This is a genomic window from Calidithermus roseus, from assembly GCF_003574095.1.
GTDB lineage: Bacteria > Deinococcota > Deinococci > Deinococcales > Thermaceae > Calidithermus > Calidithermus roseus.
Map to the genome: position 1 here is coordinate 1 of NZ_QWLA01000062.1, position 21,948 is coordinate 21,948.

The following is a 21,948-nucleotide window of genomic DNA, read 5'->3' on the forward strand; positions in this document are numbered from 1 at the left end:
CTTGGAGGCTTTGCAAGAGCGTCTGGTAGAGCGCTGTGTCTATCTCCAGGAGCACCCCGAGGTCATCCGGGGGGTGGCGGGGTTCAGGTGGATCCCCAATGGATGACTATCTATCTAAGGTTGGTATAAGCCACCAGGTTGAGCACCCCGCCGGGGGTGATCCTGCCGATCAGGTCGAAGGAGCCCTCCCCCTTCTCCCAGGTGCTGCTGGAGTAACCGACTACCTTGTCGCCGAAGGGGCGGTCAAGCTCGAGGTGGAGTGATTTTGTTAAAGCCATAGGCACAGGCCGAGCGGTCCGGAGGAAGCCGGGCTCAATCCGGGGACCAGATGCGCACGTTGAGCCGCAGCTCTTCCACCAAGCCCAGCATCAGCTCGAGCGCTTCCACGTACTCGCGCACCTTGCCGATCTCCACCGGGTTGCGCAGCAGGGGAGGATCGAGGGGGTTGGTGGGCGTGGGGATGGCCAGGTAGAGCTTGCCGTAATTGAGCGAGGCCAGCAGGGGCCGGCCAAGTTGGCGGCGGAACTGGGCCAGGCGGCGCATGAAGCTGGTGGAGAGCAGGTAGCGGGCCTTGACCTGCTGGTCGGAGCCGGGCGCGGTGTAGACGGCGAAGAGGTCTTCGAAGTCGGGGTCTTCGAGCTTGACCAGCTGGCCTTTCGAGCGATCAAGGCTTTGCAGGCTGTGGGCTAACGGGCCCAGTGTTGGCTCGAGGTGGTCGGGTGTAATCAGGACCTGGCCGCTGAAGGGTTTGGGAAAATCGGCCACGAACAGCAGGCCCCGGAAGAGGCGGGAGCGCCGCTTGAGGGAGGGATTTTTCTCGCGGTTTTCCTCGACGGCGAAAGCCTCCACGTAGGCAAACTTGCACTCCACTCCCTCGATGTGGCCGCGCACCAGGTCGCTACCCTCGACCTCGCTGGCACGCTCGAGCAGCCCGCTGGCCCACAGCTCGAGCTCGTTGAGCGTGCCCAGGCTTTGGTAGACCAGCGTGGGCGCGACCTCGGCCAGGATGGGCTGGATGAGCTTCTGCTTGAAGTGGCGGCGGTAGTTGTACTGCAGCGCGGGATAGGCGGTGAGCCATGCCCCCACTGCTAGGCCCGAGAGCAGCAGTCCGATCGGGAATGCTCCTGCCAACACCACCGCGAGGCCCAGCGCCAGCAGCGGCACCGTAAACAGCGCCAGCAGTCCTACCAGCAGCAAGCTATGGCGGCGCTCCCGCTCCAGCAGGCCCTGGACCGGGAGCAAGACCTGGTAGTAGAGGCGAGTGAAGTCCATCTCGAGCTGCTCTAGACACTCCAGATGCGCGTGTTGAGGTTGAGCTCATCCACGATGGAGAGCACGAAGCGCAGGTCGGTGAGGTAGTCGGCGAGGTCTTCCATGCGGATGGGGCGGAAGATCTGGGGTTCGAAGAAGTTCTTGGGCGTGGAGAGGGCGAGGTAGAAGTTTCCGCCGCTGAAGGCCATGTAGAGCGGGCGCTTGAAGGCCTTGCGGAAGTTGACCACGCGCTGCATCAGGCTGGTGGAGAGCAGGTAGCGGGCTTCGACCTGGTCGGAGGTGTAGGTCACGAAGTAACGCTCGAACTCGGGGTCTTCGAGCTTGACCAGTTGGCCGCGGCTGCTGAAGCGCTCGAAGAGGTCGAGGAAGGTCCCGTCGCCGGAGTCGGGCAGCACCAACGTCGCGCCGTGAAAGGGCTTGGGGAAGTCGAGCACGAAGAACAGCCCCCGGAAGATGGTGTGCCAGTGGGTGGTGCGGCGGCCTTTGGAGTCGGTGGACTCGCTCTTGTACTCGCTGTGGACCTCGCTGACTTTGAGGCGGGTCTGGCCGATGCGCCCGGTGATGAGGTCTTCTTCCCTGTAGCGGTCGGGTTCGCGGGGGAAGAGCTGGCTCGAGCGGTAACTGCCGTAGCCCACGCCCCGCTCAGGCTGGTAGTCGAGGTTGGAGCTGAGGTGCTGGATCAGCCGCCGCACCACCTCATTCTTGAAACGCTGGCGGTAGCGCTGGGTCAGCAGGCTGTGGACGATGCTCACGAGAGTAATCCCGGCAAAGGCCACGAGGCCCAGCAGGTGGGGCTCCTGCACGCTGGGCACCAGAGCGATCAGCAACCCGGCGGCCAGCAGGGTGAGCAGGACGGCCAGCGACAGACAGGAGAGGACCTGGCGGCGTTCGCGTTCCAGCTCCCCCAGCACCGGCTCGAGCTGGCGGTAGAGCTCGCTGAAGCTCGAGCTCACGCTCTCCTCCGGCACGACCTGGGTAGGGCGGAGGTGGCCTGGGTCAGAAGGGGAACGTAGGCGGCTGGACGGACCATGACAGGCGCGCTCGCGAGAGTTCAACCGGAGGGAGGAGGTAGTCAATTGCCAAAGAGTTGGCCTACGTTGGGGGCGAGGCGTTCTCCTTCGGGGATGGTGAACACCGGCTTGCGCTCTAAGCGCATGCTCTGGGCGATGAGGTTGGAGGGGAACATCTCGATGGCGTTGTTGTAGTCGGTGACGGCGGAGTTGTAAAAGCGCCGGGCGGCTGAGATCTGCTCCTCGGCCTCGTTGAGGGCGGCCTGCAGTTGCAGCACGTTCTGGCTGGCCTTGAGGTCGGGGTAGTTCTCGAGCTGCACCATCAGGCCGCGCAGAGCAGCGCTGAGCTCGCCCTCGGCTTTGAAGCGGGCCTGTGGGCTGGTGGCTTCCATGGCCTGCGAGCGCAGCGCCACGACACGCTCGAGCAGGCCGGCCTCGTGGATCATGTACTGCCTGACGGCGGCGACGAGGTTGGGGATGAGATCGTAGCGCTTCTTGAGCATGGCTTCGATCGAGCCAAAGGCGTTTTCAACCTGGTTCTTGCGGGCGATCAGCCCGTTGTAGAGCGCAACGTAGACCAGGACCAGCAGTAGCCCCAGCCCCAGCACGATCAGCAATCCGGTCATGCTTCTACCCTAGCATCCCTGCCTTGGGGGCCGTGTTGTTTATGTACATGAGGGCTGATAGTCGGTAGCCAAAGCGCGCCAAACGCCCAAAACTGCGACCGAGCGGCGTTTTGCTTCAGCTTACCTTCTGCTTTGCACTACCCCTCGTTGTCGGGGAAGGGCTTGAAGCTGTTCCAGGTGAGGCTTTGCCCGTTCCAGCTGCCGCTCAGCTCGTACCAGCCAGCCCTGAGGTTCTGCGGTGCGATCAGGTTGGGTGGCAAAGCCAAGAAGCGGTTGCCGTCGTAGTGGGCCACCACCCGTACCGGGTTTGGCGGGGCGTTGAGGCTGCGCTGGAACAACACCCGCGACTCGCCTTCCTGCAACCAGACCTCCAGCCGCTGGGCCTGCCCCAGGCCCAGGGGTGCCGCCGGACCCTGATAGTAGGCCCAGACTTTGGGCGAGACGATCTTGACCTGAGCCGCCACGAAATCCTTGTCCTTCCAGGAGCCCTCCGCCTCGAGCCACATCCCCGGTGCAACCAGCTTGAGCCAGGGGGAATCGCCTACTACCCTGGTGCCGCCGCAGTAGACCTGTGCCCCATCGTTGAGGGTCACCCGGGCGTAGTAGTTGCGCCGGTTGTCGCGGTTGTCGGGACGTCCAGGGGACTTGTCGTCCTTGTCTTTGTCCTTGCCCTTATCCTTGCCCCTATCGCTACCCTTCCCCTCGGCCAAGCCCGGCGAGCCCAGGCTCAGGCCCAGGAGTGCCAGCAGCCGCAGCAACTCACGCCGGGACATGGTTCACCTCGCTTTGGGGGGAAGCGGCGGGCAGGGTCAGGGTGGCCTCGAGCCCTGGCTTGAGGTTACGGAACTCCACCCCCCCCGAAAGCGCGCGGGCCACGTGCTGTACCAGGGCCAACCCCAAGCCCAGGCCCTGCTTGCGCCGATCGAGCCGGTAGAAGGGCTTGCCCAGCTCGGCCAGGGCCTCCTCGGGTACGCCGGGTCCCCGGTCGCGCACCACCAGCCGCGCCAGCCCGCCGCCCCCCTCCAGCCGAACCTCGACCTCTCCCTCGCTGAACTTGCAGGCGTTGTCCAGCAGGTTTTGAATGGCCTGGCGCAGCGGCTCGGCGGGACCATAGCTCCACACGTCGCCCTCGAGGTACAGCTTCAGGCGCGCTTGTTGGGCTTGGGGCAGGGCGGCGACGCAGGAGCGGACCAGCGGCTCCAGGCGTAGCGGGGTGGGATCGGGCTCGGGGCTGCGGGAGAGGATGAGCAACCCGCTGAGGGTACCCTCCATGCGGCTGAGGCTGGCCTTGAGGTAGGGCATGGCCTGCTGAGGGTCGCTCAGGCCCTGCTCGAGGCTCTCGATCTGAGCCCGCAGGGTGGCCAGCGGGGTGCGCAGCTCGTGCGAGGCGTAGCGGGTGAAGCTCTGCTCGCGCTCGAGGAAACCCCGCACCGCCTGGGTCATGCGGTTGAAGCTCTGGGCCAGCTCGGCCAGCTCGTCGTTGCCGGGGGGCACCGGGATGGCTTCGGGGAAGCGCTGCTGGGCCAGCTCGTGGGTGGCTCGGTTGAGCTGGCGCAGGGGACGCATCAGGTAGCCCAGCAGCAGCGCGGCCAGCCCCAACGCCACCACCAGCGCGACCGGCACCGAGATCAGGAGGGTCTGGGTGTAAGCCGAGAAGGCGTTTTGCCGCTCGCGCACGTCGAGGGCGGCCTCGAGCACGAAGCCCTGCGAGAGCGGGAGGGCATAGCGCAGCCAGGCGGGGTCGTTCTCGGGGAAGGGGCCCCCGGTTTCGAGGATCGCGGCCTCCCCCTCCCGGCGCAGGCGCAGGCGACCTTGGCTGAACTCGGGCAGGTCGGCGATGCGGGCGACCTCGAGCTTGGGACTCGGCTCCAGCCTCACCGCCTCGGCCACCGTGCGGGCGAAGCGCTCGAGGTCGCGCTCGAGGTCGCGCCGAATGGCCTGCTGGAACTGCCAGTAGCCCAGCAAGCCCTCTAGCAGCACCGCCAGCAGGGCTAAGGCGGTGAGGCTGAGCACCAGTCGGCTGCGCAATCCCATCCTAGACCCCCAGACGGTAGCCTCCCGGAACGGTCAGGATGGCTTCGGGAGCCAGCTTCTCCCGCAAGCGGTGGACATAGACCCGCAGGATGCGGTGCCCTGAGTCGGCCTCGGGGAAGAAGCGCTCGAGCAACTCCTCGACGGCGAAGGTCTTCTCGGGGTGCAGCGCCAGCAGCTCGAGCAGGGCGAATTCCTTTTCCGAGAGCTCGCGCAGTTGCTCCTGCCAGAAGACCCGCCGACCACTCTGATCCACCCGCAGCGGCCCTCGGGCGATGTAAGCCTGCTTGCTGTGGGCGTTGCGGCGTAGCAGGGCCCGCACCCGCGCCAGCAGCTCGGTGAGCGAGAAGGGTTTGACCAGGTAATCGTCGCCGCCCAGGTCGAGCCCCTGCACCCGGTCCTCGATGGTGTCGCGGGCGGTGAGGAAGAGGATGCTGCCCTGGTAGCCGCCCTGACGCAGGCTCTGGGCCAGCTCGAACCCCGCGTCCTCGCCCTCGGGGAGCATCACGTCGAGGATCAGCAGGTCGGGCTCGGCCTGGCTCAGGGCGGAATAGGCCCCCTCCACGCTGGCGACCCAGCTCGTCGCGTAGCGCTCCCGCCGCAACAGGGCGAGGAGGGGCTGAGCCAGCCCCTCTTCGTCTTCGACCAGCAGGATGCGCATGGCGATTTTCAGTTTAATCCAGTCCCGGCACTCTGGCGGTTTACTCGAGTTCGATCTCGCGGGCCAGGAGGCTGGAACTGCCGGTGGCGAGGCCCTCGACCTCGACCTGCTGCCCGTCGCGGTTGGTGCCCCAGAACTCCTCGGCGCTTATCTGGTCTTCGTCGCCCTCACCGCCGCTGCTGCGGATATCGTCGCCGCTGTCGTCCTCGTAGCGGGTCAGGTCGTTCACGTGCACCGTGATCCCGCCCACTACGAAGGTGCGGCTGGCGGGATCGAAGTCGCTGATGAGCCCCTCGAGTTCGGCCTCGCCCTTGCCCTCCTCCTGCTGCACCTTGACCCGGCTGGCCCGCACGAGGCTGCCCTCGAGGGTGCCCCTGACGTGGACCCGAGCCCCGTTGACCAGGTTGCCCCGCACTTCGGCCTGGCTGTAATCGACGGTCAGGCTCTCGATCTTGAAGGTCTGGGCCACGGTGTCGAGGTCGGAGACGATGCCCTCGAGCTCGATGCGGGTGCCCCCAGGCTTTTCATCCTCGGCGCGAACCTTGCTGGCGAGGACGGTGTTGCCCGACTTGGTGCCCTTGACCCGCACGAAGACCCCCTCGCTCAGGGTGCCCTTCAGCTCGGCGCCGGAGTAGTCCACGACGTAGGTGCGCAGGCCGTAGGTGAAGGTTTGGGCGGCGGTATCGAGCTCGCGCACCCTCACCCGCAGTTCGACCCGGTTGGGGTCGTCCTCTGCCTCGCGCTCGATCCGGCTGGCCACGATGGAGTCGTCGGCCTGAGCCAGCCCCGCGACCTTGAGGAAGTCGCCCGCCTGTAGATCGGCCAGGGTCAGCGGGGTTTCGCTGCCGTCGGGGTTCTCCTGCACGATGCGGGTCTCGGCGGTGACCAGGGCCTTGAGCCCCACCACCGTCACGAAGCTCTCGGATGTGTTGACCTCGTCGGCCACGCCCTTGGCCCGGTAGCGCAGCTCGAGGGAGCGCACCGCGATGCGGCCACCCTGCTCGCTGCCCTGAGCGACGATCTCGCTGCCATCCCGGACCCTCGAGGCCGGGATGCCCTGCCCGTCTTCGGTGATGCTGGCCTGGCTCAGGTCGAGCACCCTGCCGCCCAGCGTGACGATGTCGCCGCTCTTGCGGACCACTCCCGCCAGGCTCGTGCTGGGGGTTTGAGCGCCCTGGTTGCTGCAGGCCACCAGCAACAGCCCCAACCCCACGATCCACCAGGATTTGCCCATGGCAACCTCCAAAGACGAGGCTAGACCTCCGAGGTAAACACCGAATTAACAGGGGCTTAATCAGCCCGGCGCAGTTATTCGAATCCCCGCCTCGCCCTGCCCGAATTCCACAAGCGAAAGCGAACGACGAACCGCCGATGCCCTACGAAGAGCGCAAACCGGGCGCGAGGGCTGCCTGGGTGCTCGGTTGCTCGAGCTCGTGGGCGCGGACCACCTCGAGCGCTTCCCACAGCACCTCGGGCGTGGCCCCCTGGCGGGTGGCCTGCTGGGAGAGGATGCGCCGCCACAGCTTGCCCCCGCGCTGGTTTTTGAAGAGGTTGAGCATGTGGCGGACCACCGGCCACAGGGGGGTGCCCTGGGCCACCTGGGCCTCGGCGTAGTGGATCATGGCCTGGGCCACCGCCAGCCTCGAGGGCCGGTGCTCCAGGCCGAAGAGCCTGCGGTCGGCCTGCTCGAGCACGAAGGGGTCCTCGTAGACGGCCCGACCCAGCATCACCCCGTCCACGTGGGCCAGGTGGCGCTCTGCCTCCTCGAGGGTGCGCACCCCCCCGTTGAGCACGAAGCGCAGGTGGGGGAAGTCCTGCTTGAGCCGGTAGACCCACTCGTAGCGCAGCTGGGGGATTTGGCGGTTTTCCTTGGGGGAGAGGCCCTTGAGCCAGGCTTTGCGAGCGTGAACGATGAACACCTCGACCCCCACCGCCTCCAGCTTCTCGACCCAGCGCGTGAGGTAGCCGTAGTCCTCGAGTTCGTCCACGCCCAGGCGGTGCTTGGCGGTCACCCTCACCTTCACGGCCTCGCGCATGGCGGCCAGGCATTCGGCCACCAGATCGGGCTCCTTCATCAAGCAAGCGCCGAAACCCCCGCCCTGCACCCGCTCGGAGGGGCAGCCCAGGTTGAGGTTGATCTCGTCATAGCCCCACTCCTCCCCGACGCGGGCAGCCTGCGCGAGGGTGAGGGGATCGCAGCCCCCCAACTGCAGCGCCACGGGATGCTCGCTGGGGTCGAAGTCCAGAAGACGGGGTCGGTTGCCGTGCAGGATGGCCTTGTCGATGACCATCTCGGTGTAAAGCAGTGTGCCACGGCTGATCTGGCGCACCAGGTAGCGAAAATGCCGGTCGGTCCAGTCCATCATGGGGGCGACCGAAAGCAGGTGGGGGTTGGGCTCGAGGCGCATCAGCGGCACTCCAACCCCACCAGAATAGCCCTTATCCTACTGACTCGACCAGATTGCCCCCGGCCCGCTTGGCTGCGTACATGGCCTGGTCGGCGCGGTTCACCAGGCGGTCGGGGGTGTCGCCTGGCTGGGCTACGGCTACCCCCAGGCTGGCGCTCAGGGGCTCGAGTCCCTCCATCAAGGGCTGCCCCAGCTCCTCGCGCAGCCGCTCGGCCAGTTGGGTGGCCTCCTCGAGGCCCGCTTCCGACAAGAGCACCAGGAATTCCTCCCCGCCCCAGCGACCCATGCGGTCGGAGTGGCGGATGCCACGCTGGATGCGCTGGGCCACCTGCTGCAGAACCCGGTCGCCCATCTCGTGGCCGTGACGGTCGTTGACCTGCTTGAAGCGGTCGAGGTCGATGAGGATGAGGGCCATGGGGCGGCCATAGCGCTGGCTGCGCTCGAGTTCGTGACCGATCTCGCTGAGCAGGTAGCGGCGGTTGGGCACCCCGGTGAGGGAGTCGGTGTGGGCCAGGCGGTAATAGGTCTCAGCCTGCAGGCGCAGGCGGGTGACTTGCTCACCAAAGCCGATCACCAGGCGAAAGAGCAGCAAGTAGGCCAACTGGGAGAGGTAGAACTGCGTCAGGGCATCGATCTGGGGCAAAGTGGGTCGCCACCCCCCCAACCACAGCGGCAGCAGGGTGAACAGGCCCGTGAACACGTGCAGGCTCAGGATGACGATGGAGAGCTTGAGGGCGTGGCGGTAGCTGCCGACCAGATAGGTCCACAGGTACAGCACGCCTATCCATAAGGCGGGTAGCCATATGCCGTGACCCCACAGCGCCAGGGCGCTGAAGTTGAGGTGGGTGTTGATCAGGGAAAAAAGGGTCGCTCCGCCCAGCACCGCGTATTCAAAGGCAGGGGTCACCCGCCGCTGCCACAGCAGCGCCCCGTAGCAGGCGAACAGCCAGGCCGTGGCGAAGGGCAGGTTGAGCCGGTCCAGCGCCCCCAGCTCAGGGGTAGGGGTATTGACGAAGGTGCCGATCAGAGCCGCCAGCAGCACCACCGGCAGGCCCAGCCGGTAGACCCGGTTCTTCAGGGTCTCGAGCGCCCGGTCTTCTTGAGGCAACCCTGGCCCAGGGGGCATAGCTCTGATTGTGCACATCGAACGTTACAGCCGCGTTACTAAGTACCCCGCGGGAAGCTTCGCGTCTTGGACCAAGCGCGCCAACAAACGCTTCCCGCGGGGCCCCCAGATGAGGGAAAATCGAGCGGAAGGCACGCTTAAAAAGCTCAATAGCCGAATGGTCGGTTGAACGCTAAGCGCAAGACGCGGGAGGTAATACCAGATTCGGTTGATTCATCACCGAATGGTGACGAATCAACCCGACCGAAGGGAGTGCTCTAGGATTCAAAAAGATAGCCTTTGGGAATCTTTGGATTGGATGATTATCTTTTTGAATCCGGTATAAGACCCCTGGACCGGCGGCGGAGGTGGGAGAGCCTTCAGCGGCCCGTACCCAGCACCTCGCCAGGCGACAGGCGGCGGGGTGCGCGGAACTCGATGTTCTCCCATTCGCCCTCCTCGATGACCTCGAGGGCGGGGTTGCGGGCCTTGAAGTAGGCCACCACCTCCTGCACCAGGTCGTCGGGGGTGGAGGCTGCCGAGGTGATGCCCACGCTGCGCGCGCCCTCGAGCCACTCCGGCCTGATCTCCTGGGCGGTGTTGATGCGTTCGGCTCGAGGGCTGAGACTTCGGGCCAGCTCCAGCAGGCGCATCCCATTGGAGCTCTTGAGGCTGGTGAGCACCAGGAACAAGTCCACGTGGGGCGCGATCTGCTTGACCGCGTCCTGCCGGTTCTTGGTGGCGTAGCACAGGTCGTCGCGCGAGGGCACGACCAGCTTGGGGAAGCGCGACTTGAGGATTTCGATGGTGGCGAGGGTGTCGTCTACGGAGAGGGTGGTCTGGGTGAGCACCACCACCCGCTCGGGGTCGGGGACTTCGACGGTGTGGGGGTCGGCGAGCTTGGGGTCGCGGCCTACGTGGGTGTGAACGGCCACCAGGATGGTGTTGTCCGGTGCCTCGCCCCGGGTGCCCTTGATCTCCTGGTGCTCGCTGGAATCGCCGATGAGCAATATCCAGTAGCCTTCCCTGGCGTACTTCCTGGCCTCGGAGTGCACCTTGGTCACCAGCGGGCAGGTCGCGTCGATTTGGTGCAGACCCTGCTTCGCCGCGTCGGTGCGCAGCCAGGGGGGGATGCCGTGGGCGCTGAAGACCACCGTGTCGGCGAGCTTAGCCCCGGCCCTGGCCCGCTCTTCGCGCAGGCTCTCGATCTCGGCCAGGTCTTCCACGAAGTGCACGTTGTGCTCTTGCTCGAGCCGCCGCACCACCACGTCGTTGTGGACGATGGCGTGGTAGACCACCAGCTCACCCTGCTCCTGCAACTCGCGGGCGGCCTTCTCCACGGCCTCGATGGCCATGACCACTCCGGCGCAGAAGCCACGGGGCTTGGCGAGATAGACCTTCTCGATCACGCTCCTATTGTGACGACTTCTCGGACTTAAGTCCAAGGCTTCTCGGCGACCGACAAGCGGACAGGGCTTTCCACCCTACTAAAGGGGGGCGGTGTGGGCATCAGGGCTCAGGGGCCAGGGGCGTCGTGAAGGCGAAGCCCCCGCCGCCGGAGGGGCTGGGCATGCCGATGTAGTAGCCCTGGGCCAGGTCGCACCCGGCGGCCCGCAGCCAGGCGAGCTGCGATGGGCTTTCCACCCCCTCGGCCAGCACCTCGAGCCCCAGGCTGTGCCCCAGCGAGATCATGCTGTGCAGGATGGCCTCGTCGCGGGGGTTGCCGATCCCGGCGACGAACTGCTTGTCCAGCTTGAGCAGGTCCACGGGCAGGTGTTTGAGGTAAGCCAGCGAGGAGTAGCCCATGCCGAAGTCATCCAGGGCGATGCGAGTACCCAGGTTGCGCAGGGCTTGCAAGTTGTAGATGGCTTTTTCCCGCTCGAGCATCAGCGCGGTCTCGGTGATCTCCAGCCACAGCCGCCCGCGGCCCAGCGGGTACTGCTGCAAGAGGCGAGCGGCCAGCTCGACGAAGTGGGGGTCGTGGAAGTTGCGCGCCGAGAGGTTGAGCGAGAACTCCAGGCCGTGAGTGTGGGCTTCGCGCAGGGCCTGCTCGAGTACGAAGAGGTCGAGCTCCTGGATGATCCCACTCTCCTCGGCCAGGGGCACGAACTCGTTGGGCGGGACCATCCCCCGCTCGGGGTCCTGCCAGCGCACCAGCGCCTCCATCCGCCGCAGGGTCTGGGTTTTGAGGTCGAGCACCGGCTGATAGTGCAGCAGCAACTCGCCCTGACCCAATGCCCGGCGCAGGCCCTGGAGGGTGGACAGGCGCTGGCGGGTGTAGCGGTTTTGGGCCGGGTTGTAGAAGCGAAACCCGCCCCCCTCGGCTTTGGCCTGGTACATGGCGACGTCGGCGGCGCGGGTGAGGGCGTCGAGGTTTTCCCCGTCGCGCGGGTAGGCTGCCAGCCCGATGCTGGCCCTCACGTGCACGGTTTCACCCCCCACCACGAAGGGCTGCTTGAGGGCCTCGAGCAACCGCCTCACCACCTGCATGGCTCCGTGCTCGTCGGTGTCGCACAGCAGGAGAGCGAACTCGTCGCCGCCTAGGCGGGCCTGGGTATCGGCTTCGCGGCTGAGGTTGCGGATGCGGTCGGCCACCAGGCGCAACAATTCGTCGCCCACCTTGTGCCCCAGGGTGTCGTTGATCTCCTTGAAGCGGTCGAGGTCGAGGTAGGCCAGGATGACGCTTTGCTGATTGCGCCGGGCCCGGGCCAGGGCCTGCTCGGCCCGCTCCTGCAGGAGAAAACGGTTGGGCAACGCGGTGAGGGGGTCGTAGTAGGCCAGCCGCTCGACCTGGGCCTGGTAAGCCTTGCGCTCGCTGATGTCCTGCAGGCTGCCCTCGAAGTAGAGGGGCTTTCCCTCCTCGTCGCGAATGAGCTGTGTCACCTCCTGCACCCACAGGCGTCGCCCGTCTCGCCGCACCAGCTGGGTTTCGGTGATCTGAACGCCCCCGCGCAGATACCGCTCGAGCTGGGCCGGACGTGTCTGCGGGGCGGAGTAAAAGCTCCCGGCGTTGTGCTGGCGCAGCTCCTCCAGGTTCTCGAAACCCAGCATCTGCACCAGGGCAGGGTTGCCGTCGAGGAAGTACCCGTCCAGGCTGGTGCGGTAAAGCCCGATGGGCATGCCTTCGAAGAGGCTGCGGTAGCGCGTTTCGCTCTCGCGCAGCGACTGGAAGAGGCGGGCGCGCTCGAGCACCAGGCCCAGCGGGGCGGCGACGTTTTGCAGGCGCTCGAGGTCGGCGTGGCTGAAGACTTCGCTGAGGCTTTCCACGGCCAGCACGCCTCCCACCTCACCTGCGATGCGCACGGGGATGGCCATGGCCGACACCACGCCGCCAATGGGGTCCAGGAAGTCGGGGTCGGCGGAGGGATCGCGGACGAGCTGGGCTTCCCCGCTGCGGGCGGCGCGCCCGATGACCCCCATCTCCAGCGGCATCCGCTCGAACCACTGGTGATAGCCCACCTGATGCCGCAACACCAGCTCCCGCCCCTCGAGCAGGTACAGGGAAGTCAGGGCCCCGCCCAGCGACTCCGACACCGCCTCGACCACCTGGCGGAAGACCGGCTGGGGCTCGAGGTTGGTGGCCAGGGCCCTGAGCACCGAGGAGAGCAGGGTCAGCTCGCCGTGGCGCGCCTCGCTCTGCTGCAGGGCCTGCTCGAGGCGTTGGCGTCGGGTCGCCTCGGCCACGAGGCTAGCCACCAGCCGCAAGGGCGTGGCCTCCTCCTCGCTCCAGCTGGCTTCTTGCTGCCCGAACGCCAGGGCCAGAAAAGCCCACAGCCGCCCCTCGAGCATGACCGGGATGCCCAGCACCCAAGCAGGCGCTTGCGGCAGCAGGATTTGCCCCTGGGCCAGGGGCTCGAGCCAGGGATGGTCCGACTCCAGGCGGGGGGGTGGGGGCTCGAGGCCAGGCTCCGACCAGACGCAGCCCGCTTCGAAGCCCTCCCCCTGCGCTGCGCGTTCGAACAGCGCCACCTGCCCGGCCCCCAGCGCCTGCCCCAGGCGGGCGAGGGCCTGGGGAATCCGGCTATGAGGCTCGAGGGCACTCAGCAGGCCGACCACTTCAGCGGCGGCAATGGGAATCTGGTCACGTCGCGCAGGGCAAGGCGGCATTGCCAGTGCATTGTATTCACACACAGACCAGGGCCCTGTGGCTTTTTACCACAGGGGGAAAACGTGTCTGGGGCGAGGGTTAGGCTCCCGGCCCATAGCGGCCTCCGGGCAGCGCTAGCGCCAGGCCCTTGAGCTCGAGCAGCGTCAGGTGGGAAAGCACTTCGGCGGGGGAGAGCCCCAGCGCTTGGGCCAGGTCGTCGGGCAGGGCCTGACCCAGCTCGAGCAGTGCCCGGTGCAGTGCGGCCTCGGGCCCTTCCAGCTCGACCGCCGGTCTGGGGCGCACCCTGAGCCCCAGGTTGCCCAGCACGTCCTCGGCGCCGAGCACCAGCCCGGCTCCATCCTGAATCAGCCGGTTGCACCCCTGCGAGAAGGGGTCGCCGGGGCGGCCCGGCACCGCCAGCACGTCGCGCCCGAGCTCGAGGGCGAACTTCGCCGTGATCAAGCTGCCGCTCTTGACGCCCGCTTCCACCACCAGCACGCTGCGGGCCAGCGCGGCGATGAGGCGGTTGCGCCGGGGGAAGAGCGGGGCCTGGGGCGGGGTGCCCAGGGGAAACTCCGACAGCAGGCTCATCTTTTGGGCGAGGGGGCGATTCTCGGGCGGATAGATCTGGTCGAGGGCGCTGCCCAGCACCCCCAGGGTGTTGGCTCCGCCCTCGAGGTTGCCCTGGTGGGCTGCGGTATCGATGCCCCGCGCCAGCCCCGAGATCACGCTGACTCCGGCCTGGGCCAGCTCGAGGGCCACCTTGCGAGCCCAGTCGCTGGCCCACGCGCTGGCCCGCCGGGTGCCCACCACCCCGATACTGCGCTCGAAGGGGGGAATCTCTCCGCGCAGGTACAGCACGCTGGGCGGGCTCTCGAGCTGCCGCAGGACCTCGGGGTACCCCGCCTCCCACAGCCCAACCAGCCGGATGCCTAGCTTCTCCGCTTGCTCCCGCTCCCGCTCGGCCCGCCCCTGGCGCAGCACCTTGCGGTACTCCGCACCGATCTGCGGTCCCAGGGTCTCCTCGACGGCTTCAGGACTGAGGCTTTGGCTCTGTAGCGCCTGCATCAGGCGTCTTGGGCCGACCTGGGGAGTGAGCGCGAGAGCGAGTGGGTCCATAGACTGGTTACAAGCTGAGGTTCAATATAACCGTGGAGGCGTCGATAGTCGATGGCGGATGGTCAATGGTCGATAGCCAAAAGCCAAACGTCAAACGTTCGTGGTCTGTAGCGTGCGGTGAAAACCCCTTCCCAACCCTCCCCGCACGCGGGGAGGGTTTATCCCCCCCAGCCCCCCTTGTTAAGGGGGGTGAAGAAGGGGCGTCTTGCGTCTCGCGTACGACGTAGGACGTACGACCCACGCCAGCGTCCAGCGATCGGCTAGGGGCCATCGGCGTTCGGCGTCCAGCTATCAGCCATCCCCCCGCCTGGGGTAACTTAATGCCGTGACCGAAGGTACGACGTATTCCGGCTTCGTGGCTATCGTGGGCAAGCCCAACGTGGGCAAGTCCACCTTGCTCAATGCTTTGCTGGGCGTGAAGGTAGCCCCCATCACCCCAAAGCCCCAGACCACCCGCAAGCGGGTGCGGGGAATCCACACTGAAGGCGATCGCCAGATTGTCTTCGTGGACACCCCTGGCTGGCACGAGGCCGCCGACGCGCTCTCCGAATACATGATCCGCCAGATCGTCGAGGCGCTGGCCGAGGTCAATCTGGTGTTGTGGGTCGTGGACCTGCGCCATCCTCCCACCCACGAGGACGAGCTGGTAGCACGTGCGCTCAAGGCCCGCCCCCAGGGAATTCCAGTGCTGCTGGTGGGTAACAAGCTCGACGCCGCCAAGCGCCCCGAGGCGGCCATGGAAGCTTACGCCGAGCTGCTGCCCGGCGTGGAAAGACGCATGCTCAGCGCCACCCATGAGGGGGCCGTGGCCGAGCTGAGGGCCGAGATTCTAGCGATGCTGCCCGAGGGGCCCTTCTTCTACCCGCCCGACTTTTCCCGCTCCGATCAGAGCCCGCAGGAGTGGTCCGCCGAGATCGTGCGTGAGGAGGCCATGAAGCGCCTGCGGGAGGAGATCCCCTACTCCATCGCTACCAAAACCGAGGAGTTCACCGAGCGCCCCAACGGCATGGTCTACATCCGCACCGTCCTCTACGTCGAGCGCGAGGCCCACAAGCCCATCCTCATCGGGAAAGATGGCCGTATGCTGCGCGAGATCGGCACGGCGGCCCGCAAGCAGCTCTCGGTGTTTCTGGCCCGCCCGGTGTATTTGGAGCTCGAGGTCAAGGTCTACCCCAACTGGCGCAAGGACCCCGAGGCCCTGCGCGAGCTGGGTTACGAGTAACGCCACCGTAACTCCTTACAGGTCATAATGACCCTTAGCTCGGGCATAGCTGAGGGCAAAATAGATCGCGGAGGCGTATCGGAATGAAAGTAGTGCTGTTTTGCGGCGGCCTCGGCCTGCGGATGCGCGACTATTCGGAGAGCATTCCCAAGCCCATGGTGCCCATCGGCTATCGCCCCATCCTCTGGCACGTCATGAAGTTCTACGCCCACTTCGGCTACAAGGACTTCATCCTCTGCCTGGGGCACCGCGCCGACCTCATCAAGGAGTACTTCCTCAACTACCAGGAGACCCTCACCAACGACTTCGTGATGACCGGAGGCAAGCAGGTAGACCTCATCACCAGCGACATCCACGACTGGAAGATCACCTTCGCCGATACCGGCTTGCAATCCAACATCGCCCAGCGCCTGCTGGCGGTGCGGCCTTACCTCGAGGGCGAAGAGGTCTTCCTCGCCAATTACTCCGACGGCCTGTTGGACATCGACCTCCGAGCCTACGTGGAGCGAGCCCTCGCGAGCGGCAAGATCGCCAATTTCGTCAGCGTGCGCCCCAACGTGACCTTTCACTACGTCAGCGCCGACGAGGACGGCACGGTGCGCGACATCCGCTCCTCGGCGGAGTCCGACAACTGGCAGAACGCCGGGTACTTCGTCTTCCGCAAGGAAATCTTCGACTACATCGGCCCCGGCGAGGAACTCGTCAACGAACCCTTCCACCGCCTGATCCAGATTGGCCAGCTTGTCACCCACAAGCACCACGGCTTCTGGGCCTGCATGGATACCTACAAGGAGATGCAGGTGCTCAACGACATGTACTCGCGCGGCAACGCTCCTTGGGAACTCTGGAAGCAGGGCTCCCGGCCCGCCGGGGTTCCCGTGACCCGCCCCTGAACCTATGTTCACTCTCTCTCCCGATCCAGGCCAGCCCTTCCGTGTGCTGTTCGTGGGTGCTCACAGCGACGACATCGAGATCGGCTGCGGCGGCACGGTGCTGCGGCTGGCGCGCGAGTACCCTCGTCTTGAGGTGAAGTGGGTAGTCTTCAGTGGCAACGAGGCCCGGGCCGAGGAAGCTCGCCGGGGTGCGGCACTTTTCCTGCAGGGCGTGGCCAGGGCCGAAGTCGTCATCCACGGCTTTCGCGACGGCTTTTTCCCGGCGCAGCTCGAGGCCATCAAGGAGCAGTTCGAGGCCCTCAAAGGTTTCGAGCCGCACCTCGTCTTCACCCACGCCCGCGCCGACCGCCACCAGGACCACCGCGTGCTGAGCGATCTGGCCTGGAACACCTGGCGCTCGCAGACCGTCCTCGAGTACGAGATCCCCAAGTACGACGGCGACTTGGGCCAGCCCAACCTCTACGTGCGGCTCGAGCCTGAAGTCCTCGAGCGCAAGATCGACTACCTCATGCAAGCCTTTGGCACCCAGCGCTCGAAGCACTGGTTCGACCCCGAGACCTTCCGCGCCCTGCCCCGCCTGCGGGGAATGGAGTCGGCCACGCGCTACGCCGAGGCGTTCTATGCGCGCAAGGTGGTGATTTAGGTTGTGCGTTGTGCGCCGATAGCCGATGGCCGGGCGCGGGTCGTACGTCCTACGTCGTACGCCAAACGCCTTGTTACCCCCCCTTAGCAAGGGGGGCTGGGGGGGGGTAAACCCTCCTCGCACTCGGGAGGGGTTTCACCACGGGCCACGAGCTGATGGCTGACGGCTGACTGCTTACCGCTGCCTGCCCGGCGTAAGCTTACTCACACCGTTTTCTAACTCGAGCCCCTAGCTTAGGTACGTTTATGCCCTGGCTTTTGCCCAAGCCCATCCCCGAAGCTTCCGACCGAATGCTCCAGCGCTGGCTGGGCGAGCTGGCCGAGAAGCTCTCCGACCCCTCCACCGACCGCTACGCCCTGGTGCGCGACGAACTCGCGCGCATCCTGCACGCGCGGCCTTACGCCGAGCTGGCCGAGATCGCACCCATGGCGGCCTTCGCCCTCGATGCCCGCAACATCACCTTCGAGGCCGAGCACTACATCGCCACCGATTCCGAGAAGTTCGACCGGGTCAAGCCCCTGCTGTGGCTGTGGAAGACCCTCGACCTCACGCCGCTGGGGCAGTCGGTGCACTCGGGCGTGGCCATAAGGCGCATGCTGGCCCCCTTCATCTTCAAGCGCGTGGGGCGCAACCCCAAGTTCTTCCAGAACGTGGAGTTCAGCGTGGGCTACAACCTCGAGCTCGGCGACGACGTGGTGGTGCACCGCTACGCCTTTCTCGACGACATCGGCGGGCTGGTGATCGGCGACCGCTCCTCCATCTCCGACTACGTCAACCTCTACAGCCACACCCACCACGTGCTGGCCTCGCCCGACGTGACCCTCAAGCAGACCCTCATCGGCTCGGGGGTGCGCATCACCTACCACGCCACCGTGCTGGCCGGCGTCTGCATCGGTGACGACGCGCTCATCGGCACCAGCGCCGTGGTGACGAAGGACATCCCGCCCCACGCCATCGCGCTGGGCATCCCGGCCAAGCCGGTGCGCTACAAGGTGCGCCACGACTGCCCCTACTGCCGTCGGGGCGAGCCCCACCCCTCGCAGTGCCACGACCGCCTCCCCGACCGCAAGCCCAACCCCGACTACCCCGACTTCCTCAAGCCGGGCTTCGGGACGCGGGAGGCGTGAGAACCGCCAGCGGGAGCGGTCAGCCGTCAGCTTTCAGCGCTCAGCGATAGGCTTGTGGTTCGTGGTCAACCCCTCCCCGGCCCTCCCGGTTGGCGTCGAGGGCCGAAGCATCTTGCGTACGACGTAGGACGTACGACCCGCGCCCGGCGTCCGGCTACCGACCCCCCCCACCTCCTATGGCACCATAGAAGAATGCGCCGTGGATGTTTGTTCTTCCTGGTCGGGCTCGTGATCTTGCTGGGGGTGCTGGGCTGGCTGGCCAACACCTTCGTGATCCAACCGGCCCGCGCCCTGGTACAGGATTTTCGCCAGCTGGTTCAGCTCGAGAGCAAGGTGCAGCGGCAGGAGCCCTATCGACCCCCGGCCAGCGGGCAACTCAGCCCGAGTCAGGTGCAGCGCTTGCTGCGGGTGCAGCGCGCCGTCAAGGAAGGGCTGGGCTCGAGGTATGCGGCCATCGAGGCCCGCCTGCGCCAGCTATCCGACCGCTTCAGCTCTCAGCAGCAGCTCGACTATCGCGCCGCTTTGGACCTTTTCCGCGACTCCGGAGCGCTGATCCTTGATGCCAAGAGGATCCAGGTGGAAGGCCTCAACGCCCAGGGCTTCACACTCGAGGAGTACCGCTGGGTGCGAAGCCAGGTCTACGGCGCGCTCGAGCTGGGCCTTCCCAGGCTCGATCCCCAGAAGCTCCTGTCTCAGATCGCTTCGGGCGACTTCAACCCCCAGACTGCGCTCGAAGCCCCGCCTTCCAGCCCCGCCAACCGCAAGCTGGTGCAGCCTTATGCCAAAGAGCTGCGCGATTTCTACGCCTTCACCTGGTTTGGCCTGTAGGGCCGGGGTCGGTGGTGGCGAGGGGGTCGTAGAGCAGCAGCCGCAGGGGGTAGTTCGAGCCGGCGGCGGGCAGGGTGGACAGGCGGATGTGGCGCTCGCTGCGCGCGTTCAGCATGACGCGGGTGAGCTCGTAGGGCTGGCCGGGGCGCAGCAGGGGGAGTTCGTAGCCCTGCCCCTCGAGCCACACCACCCCCCGCGCGATGCCTCCAGCTGCGCTGAGCCGCAGGCCCACCGTGCGCGGGGTGTCCGAGGGATTTTGCAGCCGCAACTCGTAGGTGTACAGCACGCCCCAACTGCCCTTGATGGCCTTGCCAGCGCCGTTCTGGAAGGCCCCCTCGCCCAGGCTCATCAGGGTGCTTTTGCCCGCGACGTGGGTCTGGCTGACGTGCTTCTCCAGTGAAGCGAAGCGATAGACCGGCCCCTGGGCGTAGGTCTCCAGCGGGGGGTCGCCCTCGCCGGGGATGCGGGCGATGAGGTTGAGGGTGGCCGCCGGGCCCTGGGTGACCACGGCCTCGAGCAGGCCGCTCACCACCTGCTGGCCGCGACTGGGAAGCTTCAGGAGCAAGCGGGTGCTGTAGGGCGGGAGTTCGATGAGTTGCCCCACCTGGTTCCAGTACAGCTCGAGCCAGCGCTTCGTGGCGACGTGCCCGGCGTAGACCTCGTCGGCCACCGGGCCTCCGGCGGCGTCGCTGACCCACACCTGTACCCGCTCGGGGGTAGGGTTGCTCAGGCGCAACTCGAAGTCCAGCGGCCCCGCGCTGCCGTTCTTGTGGTGATAGACCAACCGCACCCCTTCTCCCGCTGCGAAGCGGTAGTGGAACAGCCCCCGGCTGGCGGTGACGGCCTCGGGGTCGTTGGAGAGCAGCAGTTGGGTGGTGCGGTGGGGCGGGTAAGGGGCGTGCTCGAGCGCGACCTGGGCCGAACCCAGGTTCAACACGCGCTGCTGGCCGTAGTCCAGGGGGGGCTGGGCGGGGAGGGAGGGGGCCTCGAGGCCACTCCAGCCCAGGGCGCGGCGCAGAGCCTGCTCCACGAAGGCCGAAGGGACCGGATTACCCGTGAGCAGCACCGGTTGGGCTGCGCCGAGCCCGAAAAGTAAGGCCATCCCAAGTAGCCGGGGCAGTGGACGCATGGCCAGTCCAATCTAAGGCCCAGACGCCTGGAGGCTGGCCCAGGCCGGATTAAGAAGGCTTAAGGCCAACCGGATATGGCGCTTTTCCCCCATCTGAGCACTCACCCTCATCCCTCGCTTACTCTGCCCCCTGAATCCTCGAGCCAGAGGCAGATCTGGGTATGGGGGTGGAGCCTTGTGGTATTATGGTTGCGCTTCGGTATAGAACTTAGAGTCCTGGTATTAAGCACGTCACGGAAGGGGTTCGAAGCCGCCCAGCCCCTGCCGGTGAAGTGTGACCTCAAAGGAGGTTCGTATGGACAAGAAGCCGACTCGCTCGGAGGCGAGGAGAATCGGCCGGCGGGCCCTGCTCAAGGGGTTGGTTGGAGGGTTGATCGGATTTTCCTTCGTGCGGGCCCAGACCCGGCCCCCGGTAGTACGCGTAGGTACCCTCTTCGACTACACAGGGGCCTTGGCCGAGTTTGGCCCTCCTTTTCGCCGCTCGGCCGATCTATGCGCCCGCCAGATCAACGAGGCCGCCCAGGCGGTCTTTGGGGGTCCAATCCTGGAGCTCATCCATGAGGATTCCGGCACCACCGCCTCAGTGGGCATCGACCGCGCCCGCAAGCTGGTCGAGGTCGATCGGGTTCCAGCCATCATCGGCTCGCTGGCCAGCGGGGTGACGGTGCCGGTGGCCGAGTCGGTGACGGTGCCCGCTCGAGTCCTGCAGATCTCGCCGGCCAGCACCTCGCCGCTCATCAGCGCCCTGCCCGACAATGACTACCTCTTTCGTACCACCGCCTCGGATGCATTGCAGGGGGTGGTGGCCGCCCAGTTGACCCGGGGCGAGCTCGTTCCTGGATACCGCTTCAACACCGTCTCAACCATCTATGTGAACAACCCCTACGGCCAGGGGCTCTCCGAGGTCTTTGCCCGCGCCTTCGAGCGCAGGGGGGGAAAGGTCCTGGCCCAAGTGCCCCATCCCGAAGAGCCCAAGCCCACCTACCGTGCCGAGCTCGAGCGGGCCCTGGCAGGCCGCCCGGAGGTGCTGCTGTGCATCAGTTACCCCGGCCAGGCCACGGTCTACCTCAAGGAGGCTATCGAGATCTTCCGCTACACCAGCTTCCAGTTCGTCGATGGCACCAAGTCGGAAGATATAATCAAGGCCATAGGCCCCCAGGTTCTGGAGGGAAAACTTGGCACAGCCCCAGGCTCCGATCCTGAGTGGGGCGGATTCCGGCGCTTTGCCGAAGCCTACCAGGCGGCCCATGGCGAGCGTCCGCCCTTGCCCTTCATGGATGCCACCTATGACGCGGTAGCGGTGGTGGGCCTGGCTATCGTCCACGCCATCTCCTTGGGCATCACCGATCGGGCCCGGATCACCGGCACGGTGCTGCGCGACCGGCTGCGCCTGGTGGCCGGTCCGCCCGGCCAGGTGGTGGGTGTGGGCGAGTTCCGCAGAGCCTTCGAGCTCTTGAAGAACCGTCAGGTGATCAACTATTCCGGTGCGGCGGGCGAGGTTGACTTTGACCAGAATGGGGACGTGGTCACCCCGGTGGAGATCTGGCGCTACGCTGGAGGGACCATGCACACCGTCTCTATCCGCCGCGCGGGCGAGATCCCTCGAGCCTAGAGCAGTTCCCACGAATACCCCTCACAGCATGGTTGGCTGTGAGGGGTAATACCAATTCTACGACGAGGTGACACATAAAGCCTCTTGAATCCAAGGCCAGAAGCAAAGCTGCTTGACCCTGGTTGGGTCAGCCGCAAGCTGGGTGAGAAACTGCTCGGCAGCCAGGCGCTTGTGC

General features: G+C 66.3%; 20 protein-coding genes. 6 read left to right on the top strand and 14 right to left on the bottom strand.

All coding sequences use genetic code 11. From position 1 onward, the window contains the following. Positions 1–110: 110 nt before the first annotated feature. The 13 genes from Mrose_RS18915 to dprA all read right to left on the bottom strand — a co-directional run bounded on the left by Mrose_RS18915 (position 111) and on the right by dprA (position 14,319). A complete protein-coding gene (locus Mrose_RS18915) occupies positions 111–278 on the bottom strand; it encodes a hypothetical protein (RefSeq protein ID WP_182482822.1) in 168 nt (55 codons plus the stop codon). 34 nt (positions 279–312) lie between these two features. After that, positions 313–1,272, bottom strand: coding sequence for a DUF3137 domain-containing protein (locus Mrose_RS13840; protein WP_119279212.1), 960 nt, complete (start codon positions 1,270–1,272; stop codon positions 313–315). A gap of 11 nt (positions 1,273–1,283) precedes the next feature. Continuing rightward, on the bottom strand, positions 1,284–2,225 hold the full coding sequence (locus tag Mrose_RS13845) for a DUF3137 domain-containing protein (protein ID WP_182482823.1): 942 nt from the start codon (positions 2,223–2,225) through the stop codon (positions 1,284–1,286). 119 nt (positions 2,226–2,344) lie between these two features. After that, positions 2,345–2,908 carry a LemA family protein gene (locus tag Mrose_RS13850; protein ID WP_119279216.1) on the bottom strand — a complete coding sequence of 188 codons (564 nt, stop codon included), beginning with the start codon at positions 2,906–2,908 and terminating at the stop codon, positions 2,345–2,347. Between the two features lie 137 nt (positions 2,909–3,045). Continuing rightward, positions 3,046–3,681: a hypothetical protein gene (locus tag Mrose_RS13855; protein WP_119279218.1), complete on the bottom strand. Its 636-nt coding sequence runs from the start codon at positions 3,679–3,681 to the stop codon at positions 3,046–3,048. Then, entirely contained in the window at positions 3,668–4,942 is a 1,275-nt protein-coding gene (locus Mrose_RS13860) for a sensor histidine kinase (protein WP_119279220.1), read from the bottom strand. Before Mrose_RS13860 ends, Mrose_RS13855 begins: the two co-directional genes overlap by 14 nt. A 1-nt stretch (position 4,943) precedes the next feature. After that, on the bottom strand, positions 4,944–5,600 hold the full coding sequence (locus Mrose_RS13865) for a response regulator transcription factor (protein ID WP_119279222.1): 657 nt from the start codon (positions 5,598–5,600) through the stop codon (positions 4,944–4,946). Between the two features lie 40 nt (positions 5,601–5,640). Next, the gene (locus Mrose_RS13870) at positions 5,641–6,834 is read right to left on the bottom strand and encodes a DUF5666 domain-containing protein (protein WP_119279224.1); all 1,194 of its coding nucleotides are present in this window, start codon (positions 6,832–6,834) and stop codon (positions 5,641–5,643) included. Positions 6,835–6,976: 142 nt separating this feature from the next. After that, entirely contained in the window at positions 6,977–8,008 is a 1,032-nt protein-coding gene (gene dusA, locus Mrose_RS13875) for a tRNA dihydrouridine(20/20a) synthase DusA (protein ID WP_182482824.1), read from the bottom strand. A 31-nt stretch (positions 8,009–8,039) separates the two neighbouring features. After that, on the bottom strand, positions 8,040–9,134 hold the full coding sequence (locus Mrose_RS13880) for a GGDEF domain-containing protein (protein ID WP_182482825.1): 1,095 nt from the start codon (positions 9,132–9,134) through the stop codon (positions 8,040–8,042). A gap of 359 nt (positions 9,135–9,493) precedes the next feature. Further along, complete coding sequence (gene ispH, locus Mrose_RS13885) at positions 9,494–10,522, bottom strand: 4-hydroxy-3-methylbut-2-enyl diphosphate reductase (protein ID WP_119279228.1); 1,029 nt, start codon at positions 10,520–10,522, stop codon at positions 9,494–9,496. Positions 10,523–10,622: 100 nt separating this feature from the next. Then, positions 10,623–13,220: a bifunctional diguanylate cyclase/phosphodiesterase gene (locus Mrose_RS13890; RefSeq protein ID WP_119279230.1), complete on the bottom strand. Its 2,598-nt coding sequence runs from the start codon at positions 13,218–13,220 to the stop codon at positions 10,623–10,625. Between the two features lie 79 nt (positions 13,221–13,299). Then, complete coding sequence (dprA, locus tag Mrose_RS13895; protein WP_119279232.1) at positions 13,300–14,319, bottom strand: DNA-processing protein DprA; 1,020 nt, start codon at positions 14,317–14,319, stop codon at positions 13,300–13,302. Between the two features lie 325 nt (positions 14,320–14,644). On the opposite strand from dprA, the gene era reads away from it, so the two are divergent. The 5 genes from era (at position 14,645) to Mrose_RS13920 (ending at position 19,032) form a co-directional block, all read left to right on the top strand. Beyond that, positions 14,645–15,541, top strand: coding sequence for a GTPase Era (era, locus tag Mrose_RS13900; protein WP_119279233.1), 897 nt, complete (start codon positions 14,645–14,647; stop codon positions 15,539–15,541). 83 nt (positions 15,542–15,624) lie between these two features. Beyond that, positions 15,625–16,434, top strand: coding sequence for a glucose-1-phosphate cytidylyltransferase (locus Mrose_RS13905; protein ID WP_119279235.1), 810 nt, complete (start codon positions 15,625–15,627; stop codon positions 16,432–16,434). 4 nt (positions 16,435–16,438) lie between these two features. Further along, positions 16,439–17,077, top strand: coding sequence for a PIG-L deacetylase family protein (locus Mrose_RS13910; protein WP_119279237.1), 639 nt, complete (start codon positions 16,439–16,441; stop codon positions 17,075–17,077). A 245-nt stretch (positions 17,078–17,322) separates the two neighbouring features. Then, positions 17,323–18,204: an acyltransferase gene (locus Mrose_RS13915; protein ID WP_119279238.1), complete on the top strand. Its 882-nt coding sequence runs from the start codon at positions 17,323–17,325 to the stop codon at positions 18,202–18,204. A 207-nt stretch (positions 18,205–18,411) separates the two neighbouring features. Further along, the gene (locus Mrose_RS13920) at positions 18,412–19,032 is read left to right on the top strand and encodes a hypothetical protein (protein ID WP_245969933.1); all 621 of its coding nucleotides are present in this window, start codon (positions 18,412–18,414) and stop codon (positions 19,030–19,032) included. Here the strand turns inward: Mrose_RS13920 and Mrose_RS13925 are convergent. After that, a complete protein-coding gene (locus Mrose_RS13925) occupies positions 19,013–20,161 on the bottom strand; it encodes a hypothetical protein (protein WP_147371668.1) in 1,149 nt (382 codons plus the stop codon). The two genes, Mrose_RS13920 and Mrose_RS13925, sit on opposite strands and share 20 nt — an antisense overlap. Positions 20,162–20,456: 295 nt before the next feature. Here Mrose_RS13925 and Mrose_RS13930 point away from each other — a divergent pair, with 295 nt between their 5' ends. After that, positions 20,457–21,773, top strand: a complete 1,317-nt coding sequence (locus Mrose_RS13930) for an ABC transporter substrate-binding protein (RefSeq protein WP_119279243.1) — start codon at positions 20,457–20,459, stop codon at positions 21,771–21,773. Positions 21,774–21,948 lie beyond the last annotated feature (175 nt).

What these genes read in the sequence shown, in the direction of transcription:
- Mrose_RS18915 (WP_182482822.1), bottom strand. Translation starts at nt 278, where the DNA reads ATGGCTTTAACAAAATCACTCCACCTCGAGCTTGACCGCCCCTTCGGC.
- Mrose_RS13840 (WP_119279212.1), bottom strand. Translation starts at nt 1,272, where the DNA reads ATGGACTTCACTCGCCTCTACTACCAGGTCTTGCTCCCGGTCCAGGGC.
- Mrose_RS13850 (WP_119279216.1), bottom strand. Translation starts at nt 2,908, where the DNA reads ATGACCGGATTGCTGATCGTGCTGGGGCTGGGGCTACTGCTGGTCCTG.
- Mrose_RS13855 (WP_119279218.1), bottom strand. Translation starts at nt 3,681, where the DNA reads ATGTCCCGGCGTGAGTTGCTGCGGCTGCTGGCACTCCTGGGCCTGAGC.
- Mrose_RS13860 (WP_119279220.1), bottom strand. Translation starts at nt 4,942, where the DNA reads ATGGGATTGCGCAGCCGACTGGTGCTCAGCCTCACCGCCTTAGCCCTG.
- Mrose_RS13865 (WP_119279222.1), bottom strand. Translation starts at nt 5,600, where the DNA reads ATGCGCATCCTGCTGGTCGAAGACGAAGAGGGGCTGGCTCAGCCCCTC.
- Mrose_RS13870 (WP_119279224.1), bottom strand. Translation starts at nt 6,834, where the DNA reads ATGGGCAAATCCTGGTGGATCGTGGGGTTGGGGCTGTTGCTGGTGGCC.
- dusA (WP_182482824.1), bottom strand. Translation starts at nt 8,008, where the DNA reads ATGCGCCTCGAGCCCAACCCCCACCTGCTTTCGGTCGCCCCCATGATG.
- Mrose_RS13880 (WP_182482825.1), bottom strand. Translation starts at nt 9,134, where the DNA reads ATGCCCCCTGGGCCAGGGTTGCCTCAAGAAGACCGGGCGCTCGAGACC.
- Mrose_RS13890 (WP_119279230.1), bottom strand. Translation starts at nt 13,220, where the DNA reads ATGCCGCCTTGCCCTGCGCGACGTGACCAGATTCCCATTGCCGCCGCT.
- dprA (WP_119279232.1), bottom strand. Translation starts at nt 14,319, where the DNA reads ATGGACCCACTCGCTCTCGCGCTCACTCCCCAGGTCGGCCCAAGACGC.
- Mrose_RS13905 (WP_119279235.1), top strand. Translation starts at nt 15,625, where the DNA reads ATGAAAGTAGTGCTGTTTTGCGGCGGCCTCGGCCTGCGGATGCGCGAC.
- Mrose_RS13910 (WP_119279237.1), top strand. Translation starts at nt 16,439, where the DNA reads ATGTTCACTCTCTCTCCCGATCCAGGCCAGCCCTTCCGTGTGCTGTTC.
- Mrose_RS13915 (WP_119279238.1), top strand. Translation starts at nt 17,323, where the DNA reads ATGCCCTGGCTTTTGCCCAAGCCCATCCCCGAAGCTTCCGACCGAATG.
- Mrose_RS13925 (WP_147371668.1), bottom strand. Translation starts at nt 20,161, where the DNA reads ATGCGTCCACTGCCCCGGCTACTTGGGATGGCCTTACTTTTCGGGCTC.
- Mrose_RS13930 (WP_119279243.1), top strand. Translation starts at nt 20,457, where the DNA reads ATGGACAAGAAGCCGACTCGCTCGGAGGCGAGGAGAATCGGCCGGCGG.